At 66.4% G+C, this 16,668-nt stretch carries 14 protein-coding genes; 7 read left to right on the top strand and 7 right to left on the bottom strand.

The genetic code is table 11. The features are described from left to right. Positions 1-17: 17 nt before the first annotated feature. The 7 genes from phbB to FHR22_RS18335 all read right to left on the bottom strand — a co-directional run bounded on the left by phbB (position 18) and on the right by FHR22_RS18335 (position 8,247). Positions 18-740, bottom strand: coding sequence for an acetoacetyl-CoA reductase (gene phbB, locus FHR22_RS18365; protein ID WP_166945143.1), 723 nt, complete (start codon positions 738-740; stop codon positions 18-20). Between the two features lie 150 nt (positions 741-890). Beyond that, the gene (locus FHR22_RS18360; RefSeq protein WP_166945142.1) at positions 891-2,561 is read right to left on the bottom strand and encodes a DUF1963 domain-containing protein; all 1,671 of its coding nucleotides are present in this window, start codon (positions 2,559-2,561) and stop codon (positions 891-893) included. A 90-nt stretch (positions 2,562-2,651) separates the two neighbouring features. Further along, complete coding sequence (gene hemH, locus FHR22_RS18355) at positions 2,652-3,647, bottom strand: ferrochelatase (RefSeq protein ID WP_166945141.1); 996 nt, start codon at positions 3,645-3,647, stop codon at positions 2,652-2,654. Further along, entirely contained in the window at positions 3,644-5,932 is a 2,289-nt protein-coding gene (locus tag FHR22_RS18350; RefSeq protein WP_166945140.1) for a xanthine dehydrogenase family protein molybdopterin-binding subunit, read from the bottom strand. Before FHR22_RS18350 ends, hemH begins: the two co-directional genes overlap by 4 nt. Before the next feature lie 102 nt (positions 5,933-6,034). Then, positions 6,035-6,757: an SIMPL domain-containing protein gene (locus tag FHR22_RS18345; RefSeq protein ID WP_166945139.1), complete on the bottom strand. Its 723-nt coding sequence runs from the start codon at positions 6,755-6,757 to the stop codon at positions 6,035-6,037. Positions 6,758-6,842: 85 nt separating this feature from the next. Further along, positions 6,843-7,265: a CoA-binding protein gene (locus tag FHR22_RS18340; protein WP_166945138.1), complete on the bottom strand. Its 423-nt coding sequence runs from the start codon at positions 7,263-7,265 to the stop codon at positions 6,843-6,845. A 1-nt stretch (position 7,266) separates the two neighbouring features. Then, the gene (locus FHR22_RS18335; protein WP_166945137.1) at positions 7,267-8,247 is read right to left on the bottom strand and encodes an Mrp/NBP35 family ATP-binding protein; all 981 of its coding nucleotides are present in this window, start codon (positions 8,245-8,247) and stop codon (positions 7,267-7,269) included. Between the two features lie 90 nt (positions 8,248-8,337). On the opposite strand from FHR22_RS18335, the gene hflK reads away from it, so the two are divergent. The 7 genes from hflK (at position 8,338) to FHR22_RS18300 (ending at position 16,653) form a co-directional block, all read left to right on the top strand. Next, positions 8,338-9,507 carry a protease modulator HflK gene (gene hflK / locus FHR22_RS18330; RefSeq protein ID WP_166945136.1) on the top strand — a complete coding sequence of 390 codons (1,170 nt, stop codon included), beginning with the start codon at positions 8,338-8,340 and terminating at the stop codon, positions 9,505-9,507. Then, positions 9,507-10,358: a protease modulator HflC gene (hflC, locus tag FHR22_RS18325; RefSeq protein ID WP_166945135.1), complete on the top strand. Its 852-nt coding sequence runs from the start codon at positions 9,507-9,509 to the stop codon at positions 10,356-10,358. Before hflK ends, hflC begins: the two co-directional genes overlap by 1 nt. A gap of 135 nt (positions 10,359-10,493) precedes the next feature. Then, a complete protein-coding gene (locus tag FHR22_RS18320; protein ID WP_166945134.1) occupies positions 10,494-11,990 on the top strand; it encodes a Do family serine endopeptidase in 1,497 nt (498 codons plus the stop codon). Between the two features lie 139 nt (positions 11,991-12,129). Next, a complete protein-coding gene (locus FHR22_RS18315; protein WP_166945324.1) occupies positions 12,130-12,441 on the top strand; it encodes a VOC family protein in 312 nt (103 codons plus the stop codon). Between the two features lie 819 nt (positions 12,442-13,260). After that, positions 13,261-14,856 (top strand): helicase HerA-like domain-containing protein, encoded by a 1,596-nt coding sequence (locus FHR22_RS18310; protein WP_425057468.1) that lies wholly within the window; start codon positions 13,261-13,263, stop codon positions 14,854-14,856. Positions 14,857-15,006: 150 nt separating this feature from the next. After that, positions 15,007-16,293, top strand: coding sequence for a cytochrome P450 (locus FHR22_RS18305; protein WP_166945133.1), 1,287 nt, complete (start codon positions 15,007-15,009; stop codon positions 16,291-16,293). A gap of 126 nt (positions 16,294-16,419) precedes the next feature. Next, complete coding sequence (locus tag FHR22_RS18300) at positions 16,420-16,653, top strand: hypothetical protein (protein WP_166945132.1); 234 nt, start codon at positions 16,420-16,422, stop codon at positions 16,651-16,653. Positions 16,654-16,668: the final 15 nt, after the last annotated feature.

Here is a 16,668-nt window from a genome sequence, read left to right as displayed (position 1 = left end):
TTACGCGCCCGCCACCGTCAGTACATATGCTGTCCGCCATTGATCGACATCGTCGATCCGGTCACGAACCCCGCGTCCTCGCTGCACAGGAAAGCAACCCCGCGCGCGATTTCGTCGGCCTGGCCGAGGCGGCCGACCGGGATCTTGGCGACGATCTTTTCGAGCACCGGCGCGGGCACCGCGGCGACCATGTCGGTGTCGATATAGCCCGGCGCGATCGCGTTCACCGTGACGCCCTTCCTGGCGCCTTCCTGCGCCAGCGCCTTGGTGAAGCCGTGGATCCCCGATTTGGCGGCGGCATAGTTGACCTGGCCATATTGGCCAGCCTGCCCGTTGATCGAGCCGATGTTGACGATGCGGCCCCAGCCGCGTTCGACCATGCCGCCGAAGGTCGCCTTCGCCATGTTGAAGCAGCCGCCGAGGTTGACGCGCATGACGTCGTCCCAATCGTCATAGCTCATCCGCGCGAGGGTGCCGTCGCGGGTGATGCCGGCGTTGTTGACGACGATGTCGATGGGGCCGAATTCCTCGGCGATGCGGGCGCAGCTGTCGAGGCACGCCTGATGGTCGCCGACGTCCCATTTCCTGGCCGCGATGCCGGTCCGTTCGGTAAATTCGCGCGCCCTTTCGTCATTGCCGCCATAGTTGGCGACGACGGTGACGCCCCGTTCCTGCAGCTTCAGCGAAATGGCTTCCCCGATGCCGCGGCTGCCGCCGGTGACGATTGCGATACGTGCCATGAATCAAGCTCTCCCACAGAGTTTTGTGCCGCCCAGACTTAGGACGCACCGCGGGGCGCCGCAAGTTTACCGGCACGTCAATCGCAAAGCTTTTTCAGGGGGCTAGAGTCTCTCCAGGACTGACTCTCGGCGGGTGGGGAACGGGTCGCGTTAATTGCTGATCTGGGCGACCGGCCGGTCGAGCCGGCCCGCGGCCAGATCGGCCTTGCGCATCGTCAGCACCAGATGGTCGGCGTCGCCGAACATCCAGCTCATCAGCCCGCTCGACGGCAGTTCGATCATCGTCGCATCGCTGCCGGCGTCGAACTGGTGGACATAGGCGAAAGGGACATGGCCGATCCCTGCCATCTCGCGGTTTGCGAGTTCGCGGCAATAGGGTTCGAGCACCGCGAGCGCTTCGGCCGGCAGCGCGTCCGATCCGGCGGCATAGGCGTGCTTTGCATGGTCGAACCAGACCGCATGATAATCATGGACCCACAGCGGTGCATCGGGGTGATGTTCGGTGAGCGAGAGGGTGAGTGTCTCGATTCGCTCGGCGCCGGGGCGGCCGCCCGGATCAGGCTTGCGGTTCACCTTCATCCAGCGGATCGTCTGCAGTGCGCCCATGACCGCGGCGGCGGCGGCGGGCGAGAATTCATCGCGGCCCGCGCTTTCGCGGACGATCGCGATGATTTCCTGCGCGTTGGACAGTGCCACGCGGTTCGTTTCGGCGGCGGCGCGCGATGCGGCGACGAGTTCGGTCAGCGCGGCATGCTGGTTTTCAAGCAGCGCCCGGGCGGCGGGTTCGCCTTCGGCATCGTCGGAGGTAGCGAGGCGGCGTTCGACATTCGCCAGCTGGACCTCGATCGGTGACGGCCCGTCGCCGGGCTCGCGCCAGAAGCGGGTGATGCGCATGTCGAGAATCTCGGCCATCGCGGTCATGCTGTCCCAGTCGAAGGGATGCCAAGCCTTGTCGGCGACGTCATAACCCGCGCGATACAGGCGATGGTCCGGTCCGTCGTCGCCTGCTTCGGCGTCGCGCGGATCGGGATCGCCGGGACGGACCGCAACAAGGTCGACCGGCCATAAAGGAAAGGCGCGGCGGGTAAAGGGCAGCAGGTCGCCGAAGCGCAGCCCGCCGTGCGGCGCGAAGAAGCTGTCGGGATCGTCCAGCGGTCGTGGCGGCCCCACGGGATCGCCGGGCTGGGCGATATGGACGACGAGCATGTCGCCGTCGCGCGGATGAATGAAGAAGGCGAGCGCGCCGCTGCGCGGACCAAGGCCGTCCCACAGGTCGGCGGGCAGCGCGGCGCAATCGATCTGCGCGAGAAAGTCGGCGGGGGTCTCGCGTATCGCGGGCCAAGCCATGCGCGGATCAAGGCGCGGGCTGCCGCCGAGCCAGCTCGCCGCGACGCCGATGTCGCGTGGCGGGATTTGCGGGACGAGGCGGAGCGAGACCGTTTCGGCGCCGCGCCGTTCGACCATATCGGCTTCATGTTCGACCTGGGCGACCATCGACGCGAGCATCGCTTCGGCCATGTGCTGCGTTTCGGGGTCCGGCGGCGGGGCCGCATGGTCGGGTCCGCCCTCGCTCATCCGGTCGAACGGCGCCTTGCCGCTGATCCGCGCCAGCCGCGACGGCGAGACTTCGACTGGTTCGGCCTCGGCCGTCCGGTCCTGGCGCGATAATTTGGGCAGTTTGAACGCGCGCGGCGTGTCGCCGGACTCCGGTGCTGCCGGAACCGGCTCGGCCCGGCGCTTCCGCCAGAGGAAATAGACGATCAGGAGAAAGGCGAGCGTCACCCCGATCAGCTTCAGCGCTGCCGATTCGACCTCGTTCATGGGCGACCTCCGAATGAAGCGCGCGCCGTATCGGCACCGCATCGGACGAACCTAACGCCAGGACCTAAACAGGAGGTAAGCGATTGGCTTTTAAAGCCATCCCGCGAGTTCGCGCCGGATCAGCGCTTCGAGCATCGCCATGCCGGGCACGGCGTCGTTCAGGCAGGGGAGATAGGCGAAATGCCGCCCGCCTGCAGCCTCGAACTGCTCGCGGCCGCGGATCGCCAGTTCCTCGAGCGTTTCGAGGCAGTCGGCGGCGAAACCCGGCGCAAAGATCGCGACGCCGCACCCTTCGCCGCCCAGCCGCGCGAGCGTCGCGTCGGTCGCGGGTTCGAGCCATTTGGCGCGGCCGAAGCGCGACTGGAACGCGACCTCGATCGGCCGCCCCAGCGCGTCCGACAACCGCCGCGCGGTATCGCGGCACTGGTCGTGATAGGGATCGCCCAGCGTGCGGGTGCGTTCGGGCATCCCGTGGAAACTCGCGAGCAGCACGTCGGGGGTAAAATCGAGCGCCCCCAGCCCGGTCTCGACCGATGCCGTCAATGCGGCGATATAGGCGTCGTCGTGCGAATAGGGCGGCACGAACCGCAGCGCCGGTTGCCAGCGCAGCGTGGCGAGATGCGCGTTTGCCGCGTCGGCGACGGTGGCGGTCGTCGCGGCGCAATATTGCGGATAGAGCGGTGCGATCAGGATGCGGCGGCACCCGGCGGCGAACAGCGCGTCGATGCGCGCGCCGATCGCCGGCTTGCCATAGCGCATCGCGTGCGAAACGAGCACGGCGTCGCCGAGCGCGGCTTGCAATTTTTCGGCCTGCGCGCGGGTGATCGCGGCGAGCGGCGATCCCGCCTCGGTCCACACCTGCGCATAGGCATGGGCCGATTTCTTCGGCCGGGTGGTCAGGATGGCGCCGCGCAGGATCGGCTGCCACAGCCATTGCGGAATCTCGACAACGCGGCGGTCGGACAGGAATTCGGCGAGATAGCGGCGCACCGACGGCGCATCGGGCGCATCGGGGGTGCCGAGATTGACCAGCAATACGCCGATCCGGTCGGCGGCGCTCATGCCGGGTGCGCCGGCATTTGTCATAGCGGCTGCGCCGTCAGCGGCAGGCGCCGGATGCGACGGCCGGTCGCGGCGAACATCGCATTGGCTATGGCTGGAGCGACGACGGGCACGCCGATCTCGCCGAGCCCGCCGGGGTCGCGATCGCTGTCGACGAATTCGATCAATATCTGCGGACATTGCGACAGCCGCGGCAGCCCGAGCTGGCCGAATTTACGCGCGGTCGCGATGCCGCCTTCATAATCGGTCGTCGCGCCGACCGCCGCGGCGAGGCCGAAGATCAACCCGCCCTCGACCTGCTGGCGCGCGATCGCCGGATTGACGAGGCGGCCGGCGTCGACGACCGCCACCAGCTGTTCGACTTGCAGCCCCTTGTCGCTTTGCCGTGCGGTCGCCATCAGCGCGATATGGCTGCCGCGCATGCTGTGGCAGGCCAGCCCCTGCGCGGTGCCCGACAGGCCGCCCTCCCAGCCGCCGAGACTGGTCGCGGTGAGCAGGCAGCGCGCGAGCAGCGGGGCATCACCGAGCATCCCCATGCGATAGGATAGCGCATCGATTCCCGCGCGCGCCGCCATTTCGTCGACGAAGGATTCGGTGAAGAAAGCGGTGTAGCTGTCGGCGTTACCGCGCCACCGCGCGGTGGGCAGGCCGATGTCGGCCGGGCAATGATCGACCGCCAGATGACGGATCGCATAGCGGCCCGCCGCGCCCTCGACCGCGACCGCATCGGGCTTCCCCGCCGCGTCGCGCTGCGCCACGTCCGCCGGACTGTTGTCGAACAGCCGCGCGCGGACTTCATGGTTGGTCGAAGGAACCGCGATGCGGGCGACCAGCGCGTCGATCCCGCCCGCGGCATTGAGCGTCGCGGTCATCCTCGCGTGCGCCGGTGCGCGCGGCGGCACGCGCATGATTTCCTCGGCGCGCGACCAGGCGAGCTGGACCGGGCGTTTGATTTGCAGCGCGATGATCGCCGCCTGCACCGCGACACTGTGATCAAGGCAGGCGTCGAACGAGCCGCCTGCCATCATCGGGAACAGGGTGACGGCCGCGGGTGCCAGACCCGTCGCGCGAGCGATCGCATCGCGGCACTGCGCGGGCGCCTGCGTCGCAACCCAGACGCGCAATTTCGCGCCGTCGGGCGCGGCGGTCGCGGTGCGCGTTTCGACGCCGGCATGCAGCGCGGGGGCAGCGGCATATTCGGCGGAGATTTTGGTGCGCCCTTCCATTGCCCCGGCGACGTCGCCCTCGCTCTGGATGCGCCAGCCGTCCGCCTTGAGCGCGGCTTTCAGCGCCTTTTCGATCCGGTCGCTCGAAACCGGCGTCCCGGTCGTTTCAAAGACGGGGGCAAAGCGGTCGAGCGCGCGGTTCGCCGCCCACCAGTTGCGCGCGACGGTGGCGATCCAGCGCTCATGCTCGACGATATGGAGCAGGCCGGGCGATGCCATGCCCGCCTTGCGGTCGATGCTCTTCAGCCGCGCCCGGCCGACGGGCCCCTGGCGGACTGCGGCGAAGACCATGTCGGGCAGGCGGATGTCGCCGGCATAATTGGCCGAGCCGTCGACCTTCGCCGGCAGGTCGAGCCGCGTCAGCTCCTTGCCGTAAAGCGGGTCGGCGCTCGACGCGCGATAGACCGGTTCGGCGGGCGGTTCGAGCCGCGCCGCCGCCGCCGCGACCTCGCCGAAGCGCAGCTTCTTGTTGCCGAAGGTGACGAAACCGTCCTGCGTATCGCACGCTTCCCAGTCGGCGTCCCAGCGGCGCGCCGCCGCCATCATCAACAGCGCGCGCGCCTGCGCCGCCGCGTCGCGGCACGGCGCCTCGAACATCCGCACCGACGAACTGTTCGCGGTCAGCATCACCGCGTGGCGCACCGCCCATTCGCGGCGGACCCAGCCGCGCACGTCATGGACGAAATCGGGGACGCCGGCGCGCGGGGTGAAGACTGCGCTATCCTCGTCGACCAGCAGCGTGTTGGTGTAGAGCGGGCTGATCGGTGCGGTTTCGACCGCGATCGTCCGCCAGTCGGCGCCCAGCTCGTCGGCCATGATTTGCGGCAGCAAGGTGGTGACGCCCTGGCCCATCTCGCACTGCGGGATGATGGCGCTGATATGCCCGTCGTCACCGATCTTCAGGAAGGCGTTGAAGATATGCTCGTCGGGTGCAGCGGTCAGGTTCGGCTGATAAGCGCGCGGCCACAGGCCCCACGCGATCGCCAACCCGCCCGCGGCGGTCGCGCCGACGAGCAGCGAACGGCGGCTGACGGGCGGCAAAACCGCTTTGTTTTTCCCCACCGTGTCGCGAATGCCCGCCATCCCTGCCGCTGATAGTCGGCGCGAGTCGGGAGGGCAAAGGGTTTCGGAATAGATCGCGGCTCCCGCGCAGCGTCGCCCCCGCGTTCGAAGGGCGACGCTATTTCATTTCTCCGACAGCGCGAAATCGACCTGCACCGATACCTGCGATTCGCTGACGCCCGGGTTGAAGGGCGGCGCCGCGGCAACCGCCTGCGGGGCGACGCGGTTGGCGGCATCCATTTCATAATAGGGCATCGGCGGCGCGGCGCCGCCGCCGTCGCGGATCGTCAGCACGCGGTCGATCTTCAGCCCCGCCGCCCCGGCATAGGCTTCGGCGCGCGCCTTGGCGGCGCGATAGGCGGCGGCATAGGCTGATTTCGTCGCCGCTTCCTGATCGGATACGCGCAGCGTCGGCCCCGACAGGACATTGGCGCCGGCGCGGGTGGTCGCGGCGATGGCTTCGCCGGCCTTGTCGACGGCGCGCATCCGCACCTCGACCTGGTTGACTGCCTCATATTTGCCCTTGTTCGCCCCCCAGTCGATGCGGTTCACCGTCAGCTGCCGCGTCTGGAGATCCTTTTCGGCAACGCCGAAGGCTTTGAGCGCCTCGCTGACCTTGCCCATCGTTTCATTGTTGCGCCGCGTTGCCTCTTCCGACGATGCCGCGATGGTGCTGACGCCCGCGGTGAAGCGTGCCTCGTCCGGGCGCGTTTCGGAGCGGCCGCTCGCCGAGACCGACAGCAAAGTCTCGTCATGACCGACCCCGCGCGGGTCGGGCGCCTTGTCGCCGCAGGCGGCGAGCGCAAGCAGGGGCAGCACGGTCAGAAAACGAAAGCGATATGGCATGAAATCTCTCCCATCGATCGCCTGTCTAGCGCGCAATCGGGCAGAGGGTTCCCGCGATGATCGCTATGGGGGCGGCCCCGCAGCGTTAGCGCAGCAGGCCGAGGCGGGGAATCTCGACCTTCGGGCAGCGATCCATGACCACCGCCAAGCCCGCCGCTTCGGCGCGCGCCGCGGCGGCTTCGTCGATCACCCCCATCTGCATCCACACCGCCTTGGCGCCATGGACGATCGCTTCGTCGACCGCGCTGCCGGCGTCGGCGCTGTTGCGGAAAATGTCGACCAGCCAGGCGGGGGGCTCGACATCGGCGAGCGTCGCGACGACGGGCGCGCCGTGGATCGTCTTGCCCGCGTGGCCGGGGTTGACCGCGATCACGTCGTGACCCTGGCGCATCAGGAAAGCGAGCACCTCGTTCGAAGCGCGCGCGGGGTTAGGCGAGGCGCCGACCACCGCGATCCGCCGCGGTTCGCCCAGCAATTCGCGGATTTCGGCTTCGTCGTTGATCGCCATGCTATTTCCCCTGCTTGCGGGCACCCAGCCATTCGGCGACCTTCGCCGCTATCGCGTGGAACGGTTCGCCCGTGGGGTCGGTTCCCGCCGCGGGCGGCACCCCGCCGTCGCTCGCGAGGCGGATACCCATCGACAGCGGCACGCGGCCGAGGAAATCGATGTTCATCACTTTTGCCGCGGCCTCGGCGCCGCCGCTGCCGAACGGGTCGCTGACCTCGCCGCAATGCGGGCAGGCGTAGCCCGCCATATTCTCGACCAGCCCGATGATCGGCACGTCGGCCTGTTCGAACAGGCTGATCGCGCGCGTCGCGTCCATCAGCGCCAGATCCTGCGGCGTCGATACGATGACGGCACCTGCGGGCTTGTGCTTCTGGATCATCGTCAGCTGGACGTCGCCGGTGCCGGGGGGCAGGTCGACGACCAGCGTGTCGATGTCACCCCAGCTTGCATCGACGAGCTGCTCCAGGGCCTTGCCCGCCATCGGGCCGCGCCATGCGATCGCCTGACCCGGCGCCGCGATTTGCCCGGTCGACAGCATCGGTACGCCATAGGCATTGGGGACGGGAACCAGCTTCGATCCGCGCGATTCGGGCTTCACGCCCTCGCTGTCCATCAATCGCGGTTGCGACGGGCCATAGATATCGGCGTCGACCAGCCCGGCCTTCACGCCGAGCCGGTGAAGCGCGACGGCGAGGTTGGCGGCGAGGGTCGATTTACCGACGCCGCCCTTGCCGCTGCCCACCGCGATGATCGTCAGCGCCTTTTTCTCGGCGGTCATCGCGACGCGGACCTGCGACACGCCCGGCCGCGCCAGCAGGCCGGCGCGCAATTTTTCCTCGAGCGGCGTCCGCTCTTCCGCCGCCAGCCCGGTGACGTCGAGTATGATCGCGAGCGTGCCCTCCTCGTCGAGGAAGCGGAGGCCCGAGGTGCGGCCGCCGCTAAGGTCGGCGGCGATGCTGGCGAGGGGAGCGGTGTCGGTCATGTCCCGCGCAGATAGGCATGGAGCGCGCGATTGCCAGCCATTTTCGCTTGCCCCCCTGTTAATCGCGCCCGCCGCCCCTATAAAAGCAATATGAACGAGAAGATTGACGGTAGCATGGGACGCCGCAGCCCGAGGGGATTGCGGCAATTTTTCCATCAGATCAGCCAGATGGCGAACAGTCCGTGGGGCAGCGGCCCCAAGGGCGGCAACGACGATGGTTCGGAAGGCGGCAAGAAGCCCGGCCCGCGCAATCCCTGGGTCACCCCCGATCCCGCCGAACCGCGCGCGCGCAAGCCGCGCGGCCCGTCGGCGCTCGACGAACTGCTGCGCAAGGGACGCGGCTTCGGCGGCGGTGGTTCGGGCGGCAGCGGCGGGGGAATGAACCTGCCTGAATCGGCGCGGCTCTGGAAATGGGGCGTCGGTGCGGTCGTTATATTGTGGGTGCTCTTTTCCTCCTTCCATATCGTCCCGCCCGAAAAGGAAGGCGTCGTCACCCGGCTCGGCAGCTATTCGCGTACCGTCGGCCCGGGCGTGAAATTCACGTGGCCGGCGCCGATCGAGCGCATCCGGCTCGAGGACGTCCGCGCGATCCGCACCATGGCGGTCGGCTCGCCCAATGCCACCGACGAGAATTTCGTGCTGACGCGCGACCAGAGCATCGTCGACCTTGCCTATGAGGTCCGCTGGTCGGTGCGCGATCCCGAGCTGTTCTTCTTCCAGCTCGCCGATCCCGAAGGCACGATCCGCGAGGTCGCCGAAAGCGCGATGCGCGCGACGGTCGCCAATTTCGACCTCGTTCAGGCGATCGGTCCCGGCCGCGTCGAGATCGAGACGCAGGTACAGGCGCGCATGCAGGAGCTTTTGAACCAGTATCGCGCCGGCGTCACGATCCAGGGTATCGCGATCCGTCAGGCCGACCCGCCGAGCCAGGTCGACGAAGCGTTCAAGGAAGTCACCGCATCGCGGCAAGAACGCGAATCGGCAATCAACCTCGCGCGCGCCTATCAGCAACAGGTGCTCGAACGCGCACGCGGCGACACCGCGGCGTTCGACAAGATTTATGAACAATATAAGCTCGCGCCCGCGGTGACGCGTCAGCGGCTTTATTATGAAACGATGGAGAATGTGTTGTCGAACGTCGACAAGACGATCGTCGAACCGCGGGGTGTTACCCCCTATCTGCCGCTGAACCAGGTCCAGCGGCGCGTGAGTGACGCCGCGACCCCCGCGCCCGAAGCGGCGACGAAGGGAGGTCAGTGATGTTCGAGGCCCTCTTCCGCAACCCGCTTCGCCTGCTCGTCGGCGTCCTCGTCCTGCTCGTCATCCTGTCGCAGTCGCTCGCGATCGTGCCCGAAGACAAGCAGGCGCTGATCCTGCGCTTCGGCGAGATCGAGCGCACGGTGAACCGCTACAAGCCGAACGAGGACTTTGGTCGCTCGGGCGCCGGTCTTGTCCTGCGCGTGCCCTTCACCGATGGCATCCAATATATCGACAAGCGCATCCTTGGCGTGAACATGGAGCGCCAGCAGGTATTGTCGACCGACCAGCAGCGGCTGCAGGTCGACGCCTTTGCGCGCTTCCGCATCACCAATCCGGTGCGCATGTACACCGCGATCCGGACCGAGGATAAGCTTCAGGCGCAGCTTGCGACGATCCTCGGCTCGTCGCTGCGCAACGAACTTGGCAAGCGGACCTTTGCAACGCTGCTGTCGGCCGAACGCGGGGCGGTGATGGACAATATCCAGGTCGCGCTCAATCGCGAGGCAAAGAAATACGGCGCCGAGATTATCGACGTGCGGATCAAGCGCGCCGACCTGCCCGAAGGCGCGACGCTCGAAGCGGCGTACAACCGCATGCGGACGGCGCGTCAGCAGGAGGCGATCTCGATCCGCGCCGAAGGGCAGAAGGAAGCGCAGATCATCCGTGGCAGCGCCGACGGCGAAGCGGCGCGCATCTATGCCGAAAGCTTTGGCAAGGATCCCGAATTCTACGATTTCTACCGCGCGATGCAGAGCTATCGCCAGACCTTCTTGGGTGAGAACAACAAGGGCGGGACGTCGATCATCCTGTCGCCCGATAATGAATATCTGAAGCGTTTCCAGGGAGGTTGACCGGGCGGCGCGCCCGATGAACGGACGGTACAACAACGTTCATGTTCAAACGGCGTTCAGCCAGCGGCGAGCAGACAGCATCGCGCCGGGATTAGGACCTTCAACGGTTTTCGTAAGAGAAAAGGATTTGCGATCGTGCGTTATGTTTATGGCATCACTTCGGCCTTGCTGGTGGGTGGCACGGCGCTGGCGCTGGTAACCCAATCCCCCGTCGGCGCGCAGGTCGCGCAGAATGAGAAGAGCGAGATCGCCAAGGTCGTGCCCCGATCGGGCGCCCCCGAAAGCTTCGCCGACCTCGTCGAGCAGCTCCAGCCCGCGGTGGTCAACATCTCGACCAAGCAGGAGGTCACGCTGGGCGTGCGGCTCAATCCCTTCGCCGGGACGCGCGAACCGATCACGCAGGAACAGCAGGGCGGCGGCTCGGGCTTCCTGATCTCGACCGACGGTTATATCGTCACCAACAACCACGTCATCTCGGGCGGTCCGCGCGGCGAGGCGGTCAATCAGGTGACGGTGACGCTGACCAACCAGAAGGAATATAAGGCGACGATCGTCGGCCGCGACGTCGCGTCCGACCTGGCATTGCTCAAGATCGATGCGACGGGGCTGCCCTTCGTCAAATTCGCCGACAGCAGCACCGCGCGCGTCGGCGACTGGGTGGTCGCGATCGGCAATCCGCTCGGTCTCGGCTCGACGGTGACCGCGGGGATCATCTCCGCCGTGCAGCGCAACCTCGGCAGCGGCGGCGCCTATGACCGCTATATCCAGACCGACACCGCCATCAACCGCGGCAACTCGGGCGGTCCGCTGTTCGACCTCCAAGGCAATGTCGTCGGCATCAACAATATGCTGATCTCGCCCGTCGGCGCGAACATCGGCGTCAATTTCGCGATTCCCGCCGATGCGGCGATCCCGGTGATCGATTCGCTGCGCTCGGGTGCGAAGATCGAACGCGGCTATCTCGGCATCGGCATCGCGCCGGTCGACGAGGATCTCGCGGCGGCGCTCGGCCTGCCCAAGGATCGCGGCGAATTCGTCCAGCGCGTCGAGGACGACGGCGCGGCGGCCAAGGCCGGGCTGAAGCGTGGCGACGTCGTGACCAAGGTCAACGGCAAGGACGTCACGCCGCAGCAGACCTTGTCGTACATCGTCGCCAATACCAAACCGGGCACGCGCATCCCGCTCGAAATCGTGCGCGACGGCAAGACGATGACGCTGAACGCCATCGTCGGCACGCGCCCGCCCGAGGAACAGCTGGCGGGGACGAATTTCGACCCCGAGGAAGAACAGACGCTGCCCGACGATCCGTCGGGGGCAGCCGACACGACGATCCAGGAAACGCTTGGCCTCGCAGTGCAGCCGCTCACCGCCGACATCGCGCGCTCGATCGGCGTCGATGCGAACAGCAAGGGTCTGGTGATCGGTGCCGCGTCGGCGAACAGCGATGCGGGCCGCAAGGGCCTGCGCCGCGGCGACGTGATCGTCAGCGCCAACCGCACGCCGGTGACGACAAGCGACGCGCTGGCGAAGATCGTTTCCGACGCCAAAAAGGCCGGGCGCGACGCCGTCCTGCTCGAAATCCTGCGCCGTGGCGGGCCCTCGGCCTTCATCGCGGTACGCGTGAAGCCGTAACGCGCCCGCCTGCCCGCTTGTGGGACGGCCAGCCATCCGGAAGGGGTGCCGCGACCTTCGGGTCCGGCGCCCTTTTTGTTTGCGCGCGCGGTTCATGTTCTTATTATGTTCCGATAACATCGAGTCGGGAGAAGAGATGATGATCGGTTATGTGACATTGGGAACGCGCGACCTCGCCAAGGCGGCGGCCTTTTACGACGCCATCGCCGCCGAACTGGACACGCCGCGGATGATGGAATTCGACGGCTTCATCGCATGGGGAAAGCCCGACGGCGGCGCCGGCATCGGCCTGACCAGGCCGTTCGACGGCAATCCGGCGAGCGTCGGCAACGGTGTGATGGTCGCGCTGCAGGCAAGGGACCAGGACCAGGTCCACCGCCTCTACGATATCGCGCTGGCGAACGGCGGCACGTGCGAAGGCCAGCCGGGACCGCGCGGCGAAGGCTTCTAAGCGGGCTATTTCCGCGATCCCGACGGCAACAAGCTCAACGCCTTCGTCATGGGGTGAGGGCGGGACGGGAATGTCGGCATTGGGGTGGGGAGCGGGCGTCGCTTTCTACAGCTTCGTCATCCCGGGCTTGACCCGGGATCCCGCTTTTTTTGGAGGGCGCCGACGGTTTTCGAGGCCAAGCGGGACCCCGGATCAAGTCCGGGGTGACGATGGACGGAACGGCAACTCCCGGCCGAAACCCGCTGTCCGCTCCCCCAAATACCGCTTTCCTAAAAAATACCGGCATGATCTATCCTGCCGGATGAAACGATCGGCGATCCGCTCCGGCCTTAAGGCCACAAAAGCCACAATTCCGATCCGCGCATGCGGGGCTTTTGTGGCTTTAAGGATGCAGACGCCTTTGATCGTCCTGCAGAAAGATGCGCTTCAGTGTGAAGTTACGCAGTTTTCCGCCCTTCCGCCCGCGTCGCCGAATCGCGCCGGTTGCCGATTGCCTGACCTGCGCCGCCGTTCTAGAGTCTGTCCTGGAGAGATTGAGACATCGTGACGGAGTTGATTTTGGCTCAGGGCAAGGAGCGAGGAGGGAGCCATGCCGAAGCATAGTGACCGACGAGCGACGCGGCCCTGGGCCAAAATCGGCCCGCCGCGAAGCGGTTGCCCTGGGAAGTCCGCCGGACTTCGTCGCGTCGCTGGCAGGGGCCGCCGGCCCCTGCTGCACGCCGCTCCTGGCCGGCGGACTTCCCAGGGCAATCACGACGTCTCAATCTCTCCAGGACAGACTCTAGACCTTCGACAAGGCTTTCAAATGGAGGATAGCGAGTGAGCGACGCGAGCACGGCAAGCGAAATCTATATCGGCCTTGGCGGCGGCGGGGCTCCCGATGGTCCGCGCCAGTCGCTGGTGCTCAAGCGCGCGAACCGCCACGGGCTGATCGCCGGTGCGACCGGGACCGGTAAGACGGTGACCTTGCAGGGACTTGCCGAGGGCTTTTCCGCGGTCGGGGTCCCGGTCTTCGTCGCCGACGTGAAAGGCGACCTTGCCGGCATGGCGATGGCGGGCAGCCCGACCGCCAAGACGCACGAGATTTTTGCCGCGCGGGCCGCTGAAATCGGCGACAGCGAATGGGCCTATCGCGATAATCCGGTGATCTTCTGGGACCTGTTCGGCGAGCAGGGGCATCCGGTCCGCACGACGATTTCGGAAATGGGGCCGCTGCTGCTCGCGCGGCTGATGGGACTCAACGAAGTGCAGGAAGGCGTGCTCGCGATTGCGTTCCGCGTCGCCGACGAACAGAATCTGCTGCTCCTCGACATGGGCGATCTGCAGGCGATGCTCGCCTGGTGCGCCGAAAATGCCGACGAACTGACGACCAAATATGGCAATGTGTCGAAGGCGACGGTGGGCACGATCCAGCGCCAGCTGCTGACGCTCGAAAGCCAGGGCGGCGATCATTTCTTCGGCGAGCCGGCGCTCGATATCCAGGACATGATCCGCACCGACGAAAACGGCCGCGGCTATGTGAATATCCTTGCCGCCGACAAGCTGATGGCGAGCCCGAAGCTTTATGCGACCTTCCTGCTCTGGCTTTTGAGCGAGATGTTCGAGACGCTTCCCGAGGTTGGCGATCCCGACAAGCCGAAGCTCGTCTTTTTCTTCGACGAGGCGCATCTGCTGTTCGACGACGCGCCGCCCGCGCTCGCCGAAAAGATCGAGCAGGTCGTGCGCCTGATCCGCTCGAAGGGCGTCGGCGTCTATTTCGTGACGCAGAACCCGATCGACATACCCGAGGATGTCGCGGGTCAGCTCGGCAACCGCGTCCAGCATGCGCTCCGCGCGTTCACCCCGCGCGACCAGAAGGCGGTGAAGGCTGCCGCCGATACCTTCCGTCCCAACCCGAAAATCGACGTCGCGCGCGAGATCACCGAATTGAAGGTCGGCGAGGCGCTCGTCTCGCTGCTCATGGCCGACGGCGCGCCGTCGCCGGTCGAACGCACGTTGATCAAGCCGCCCTGTTCGCGCGCGGGTCCGCTCGACGCGAAAGAGCGCGCGATCATCAAGTCGATCTCGCCGGTCGAGGGCAAGTACGACACCGTCGTCGATCGCGAAAGCGCCGAGGAACTGCTCGCCGCCAAGGCCGAACAGGCGCATGCGGCCGCGGTCGAGGCGAAGGCGCAGGTCGAGGCCGACAAGCAGGCCGCGATTGCCGCGAAGGAAGAGGCGAAGCGCAAGGTCGCTGAAGAAAAGGTCCGCCTCCAGCAGGAAAAGGTCGCGGCGCGCGAAGCCGCAAAACCGAGCTTTGCGGAGAAAATGGTCCAATCGGCGGCGCGTTCGGCGGCGACCAATCTTGGCCGGCAGGTCGCGGGCAAATTCGGCGGCCAGCTGATGCGGGGAATTCTCGGCAGTCTGTTCAAATGAGCAATGCACGGGCGGTGGGGCACGGCCTCGCCGCTGTCGCCGAGCTCGTCATGCCCGGCCCGCGCGAACGCGCAGCCAAAATCTGATCGGAGAGGCTGCCTTCCCCGGTAGTGGCTCGACAAGCGTCCCGCGTTGCGGCAGTTTCGTTGCATGACAAAACCTATATTGCCTGGAGAGGTAGCCGCCGCCGTCATCGATCCCGTCGCCTATGGGGCGTGGGATCCGCTGCACGAGCAACTTGCCTGGGCGCGTGCCAACGCGCCGCTTGCGGTCGCCGAGAACCATGACCATGAGCCCTTCTGGCTGGTCACGCGGCATGCCGACATCATGGCAATCAGCCGTGATCCACAGCGATTCGCGAACGGCGTCCGCCCGACCGTGCTGACCAACCGCGATGGTGAGGCGCTGGCGCGCGCCGCGACGCCGAACAATGACGGGCACCTGATCCGCTCGCTCGTCCAGATGGATGCCCCCGATCATATGAAATACCGGCTGCTGACCCAGAGCTGGTTCATGCCCAAGAATCTGAAGATGGTCGAAGACCGCATCCGGCGACACGCCCGCGAAACGGTCGATCAGATGCTGGAGTCGGGCGGTGAGACCGACTTTGCGCGCGACGTCGCGGCGCATTATCCGCTGCGCGTCATCATGGATATCCTGGGCGTCCCGCCCGAGGATGAGCCGCGCATGCTGATGCTGACGCAGCAATTGTTCGGCCCGACCGACCCCGAGCTCAACCGGAGCCGCGAGGCGATTACCAGCGCCGAGCAGGCGATCGCGATGCTGAACTATGTCATCGCCGATTTCGAAAATTATTTCGGCGCGCTCACCGCCGACCGCCGCGCCAACCCGCGCGAGGATATCGCGACGGTGATCGCCAATGCCATGGTCGGCGGCGAACAGATCCCCGACCGCGAGCTCGCCGGCTATTATATGATCATCGCGACCGCGGGTCATGACACGACGAGCGCCTCGACCGCCGGTGCGATCATGGAACTGGCGAAGAACCCGGCGCTGTTCGAACGCTTCCGCGCCGTCGACAGCGACAAGGGCGGGTTGATCGATGAAGCGATCCGCTGGACGACGCCCGTCCAGCATTTCATGCGCAGCGCCCGGCAAGACGTCGAGATCGGCGGGCAGACGGTCCGCGAAGGCGACTGGCTGATGCTGAATTATGTTTCGGCCAACCGCGACGAAGGCGTGTTCGCCGATCCGTTCACCTTCGATCCCGACCGCGCAAAGAACCAGCAGATCGCCTTCGGCTTCGGCGCGCATGTCTGCCTCGGCCAGCATCTCGCGCGCATGGAAATGCGCATCCTGATGGAAGAATTGCTGCCGCGGCTGAAGCGCGTCGAACTTGCGGGCGAGCCTGCCCGCGTCGAATCGGTCTTCGTCGGCGGATTGAAGCGCCTGCCGCTGCGATTTGAGGCGGCGTGAACGATGGCCTAACGGTTCACCGGCCGCTTTTTCGCGATGAAGTGATGAAGCGGACGGAACCCGGGCCGCACCTCGATCGATAGTCGCTAAGCGTGTCCGCGCCCAAGGCTATCGACGGAGTTTATAATGCATATTATGAAAAAGGCCGCGGTTTCGATCGCCGCGGCATCGATGATCCTGTCGCCGATGGCTGCGTCTGCCGCTCCCGCGCTGGATAGCGCGCGTGCGACAACCGCCGCCGACGGCACGAACGAGCTCAGCGGTTCGAGCTGGCTGCCTGCCTTGCTGGCGGTTCTCGTTATTGCCGGCGGTATATGGCTGATCGCCGATAACGACGACGACGCGCCCGTCAGCCCGTAACGGTGCGAATCGAAC

Source organism: Sphingopyxis panaciterrae, assembly GCF_011762125.1.
Lineage (GTDB): Bacteria > Pseudomonadota > Alphaproteobacteria > Sphingomonadales > Sphingomonadaceae > Sphingopyxis > Sphingopyxis panaciterrae.
The sequence above is the reverse complement of the archived record's forward strand: the minus strand, read 5'-3'. Positions and strand labels throughout refer to the sequence as shown.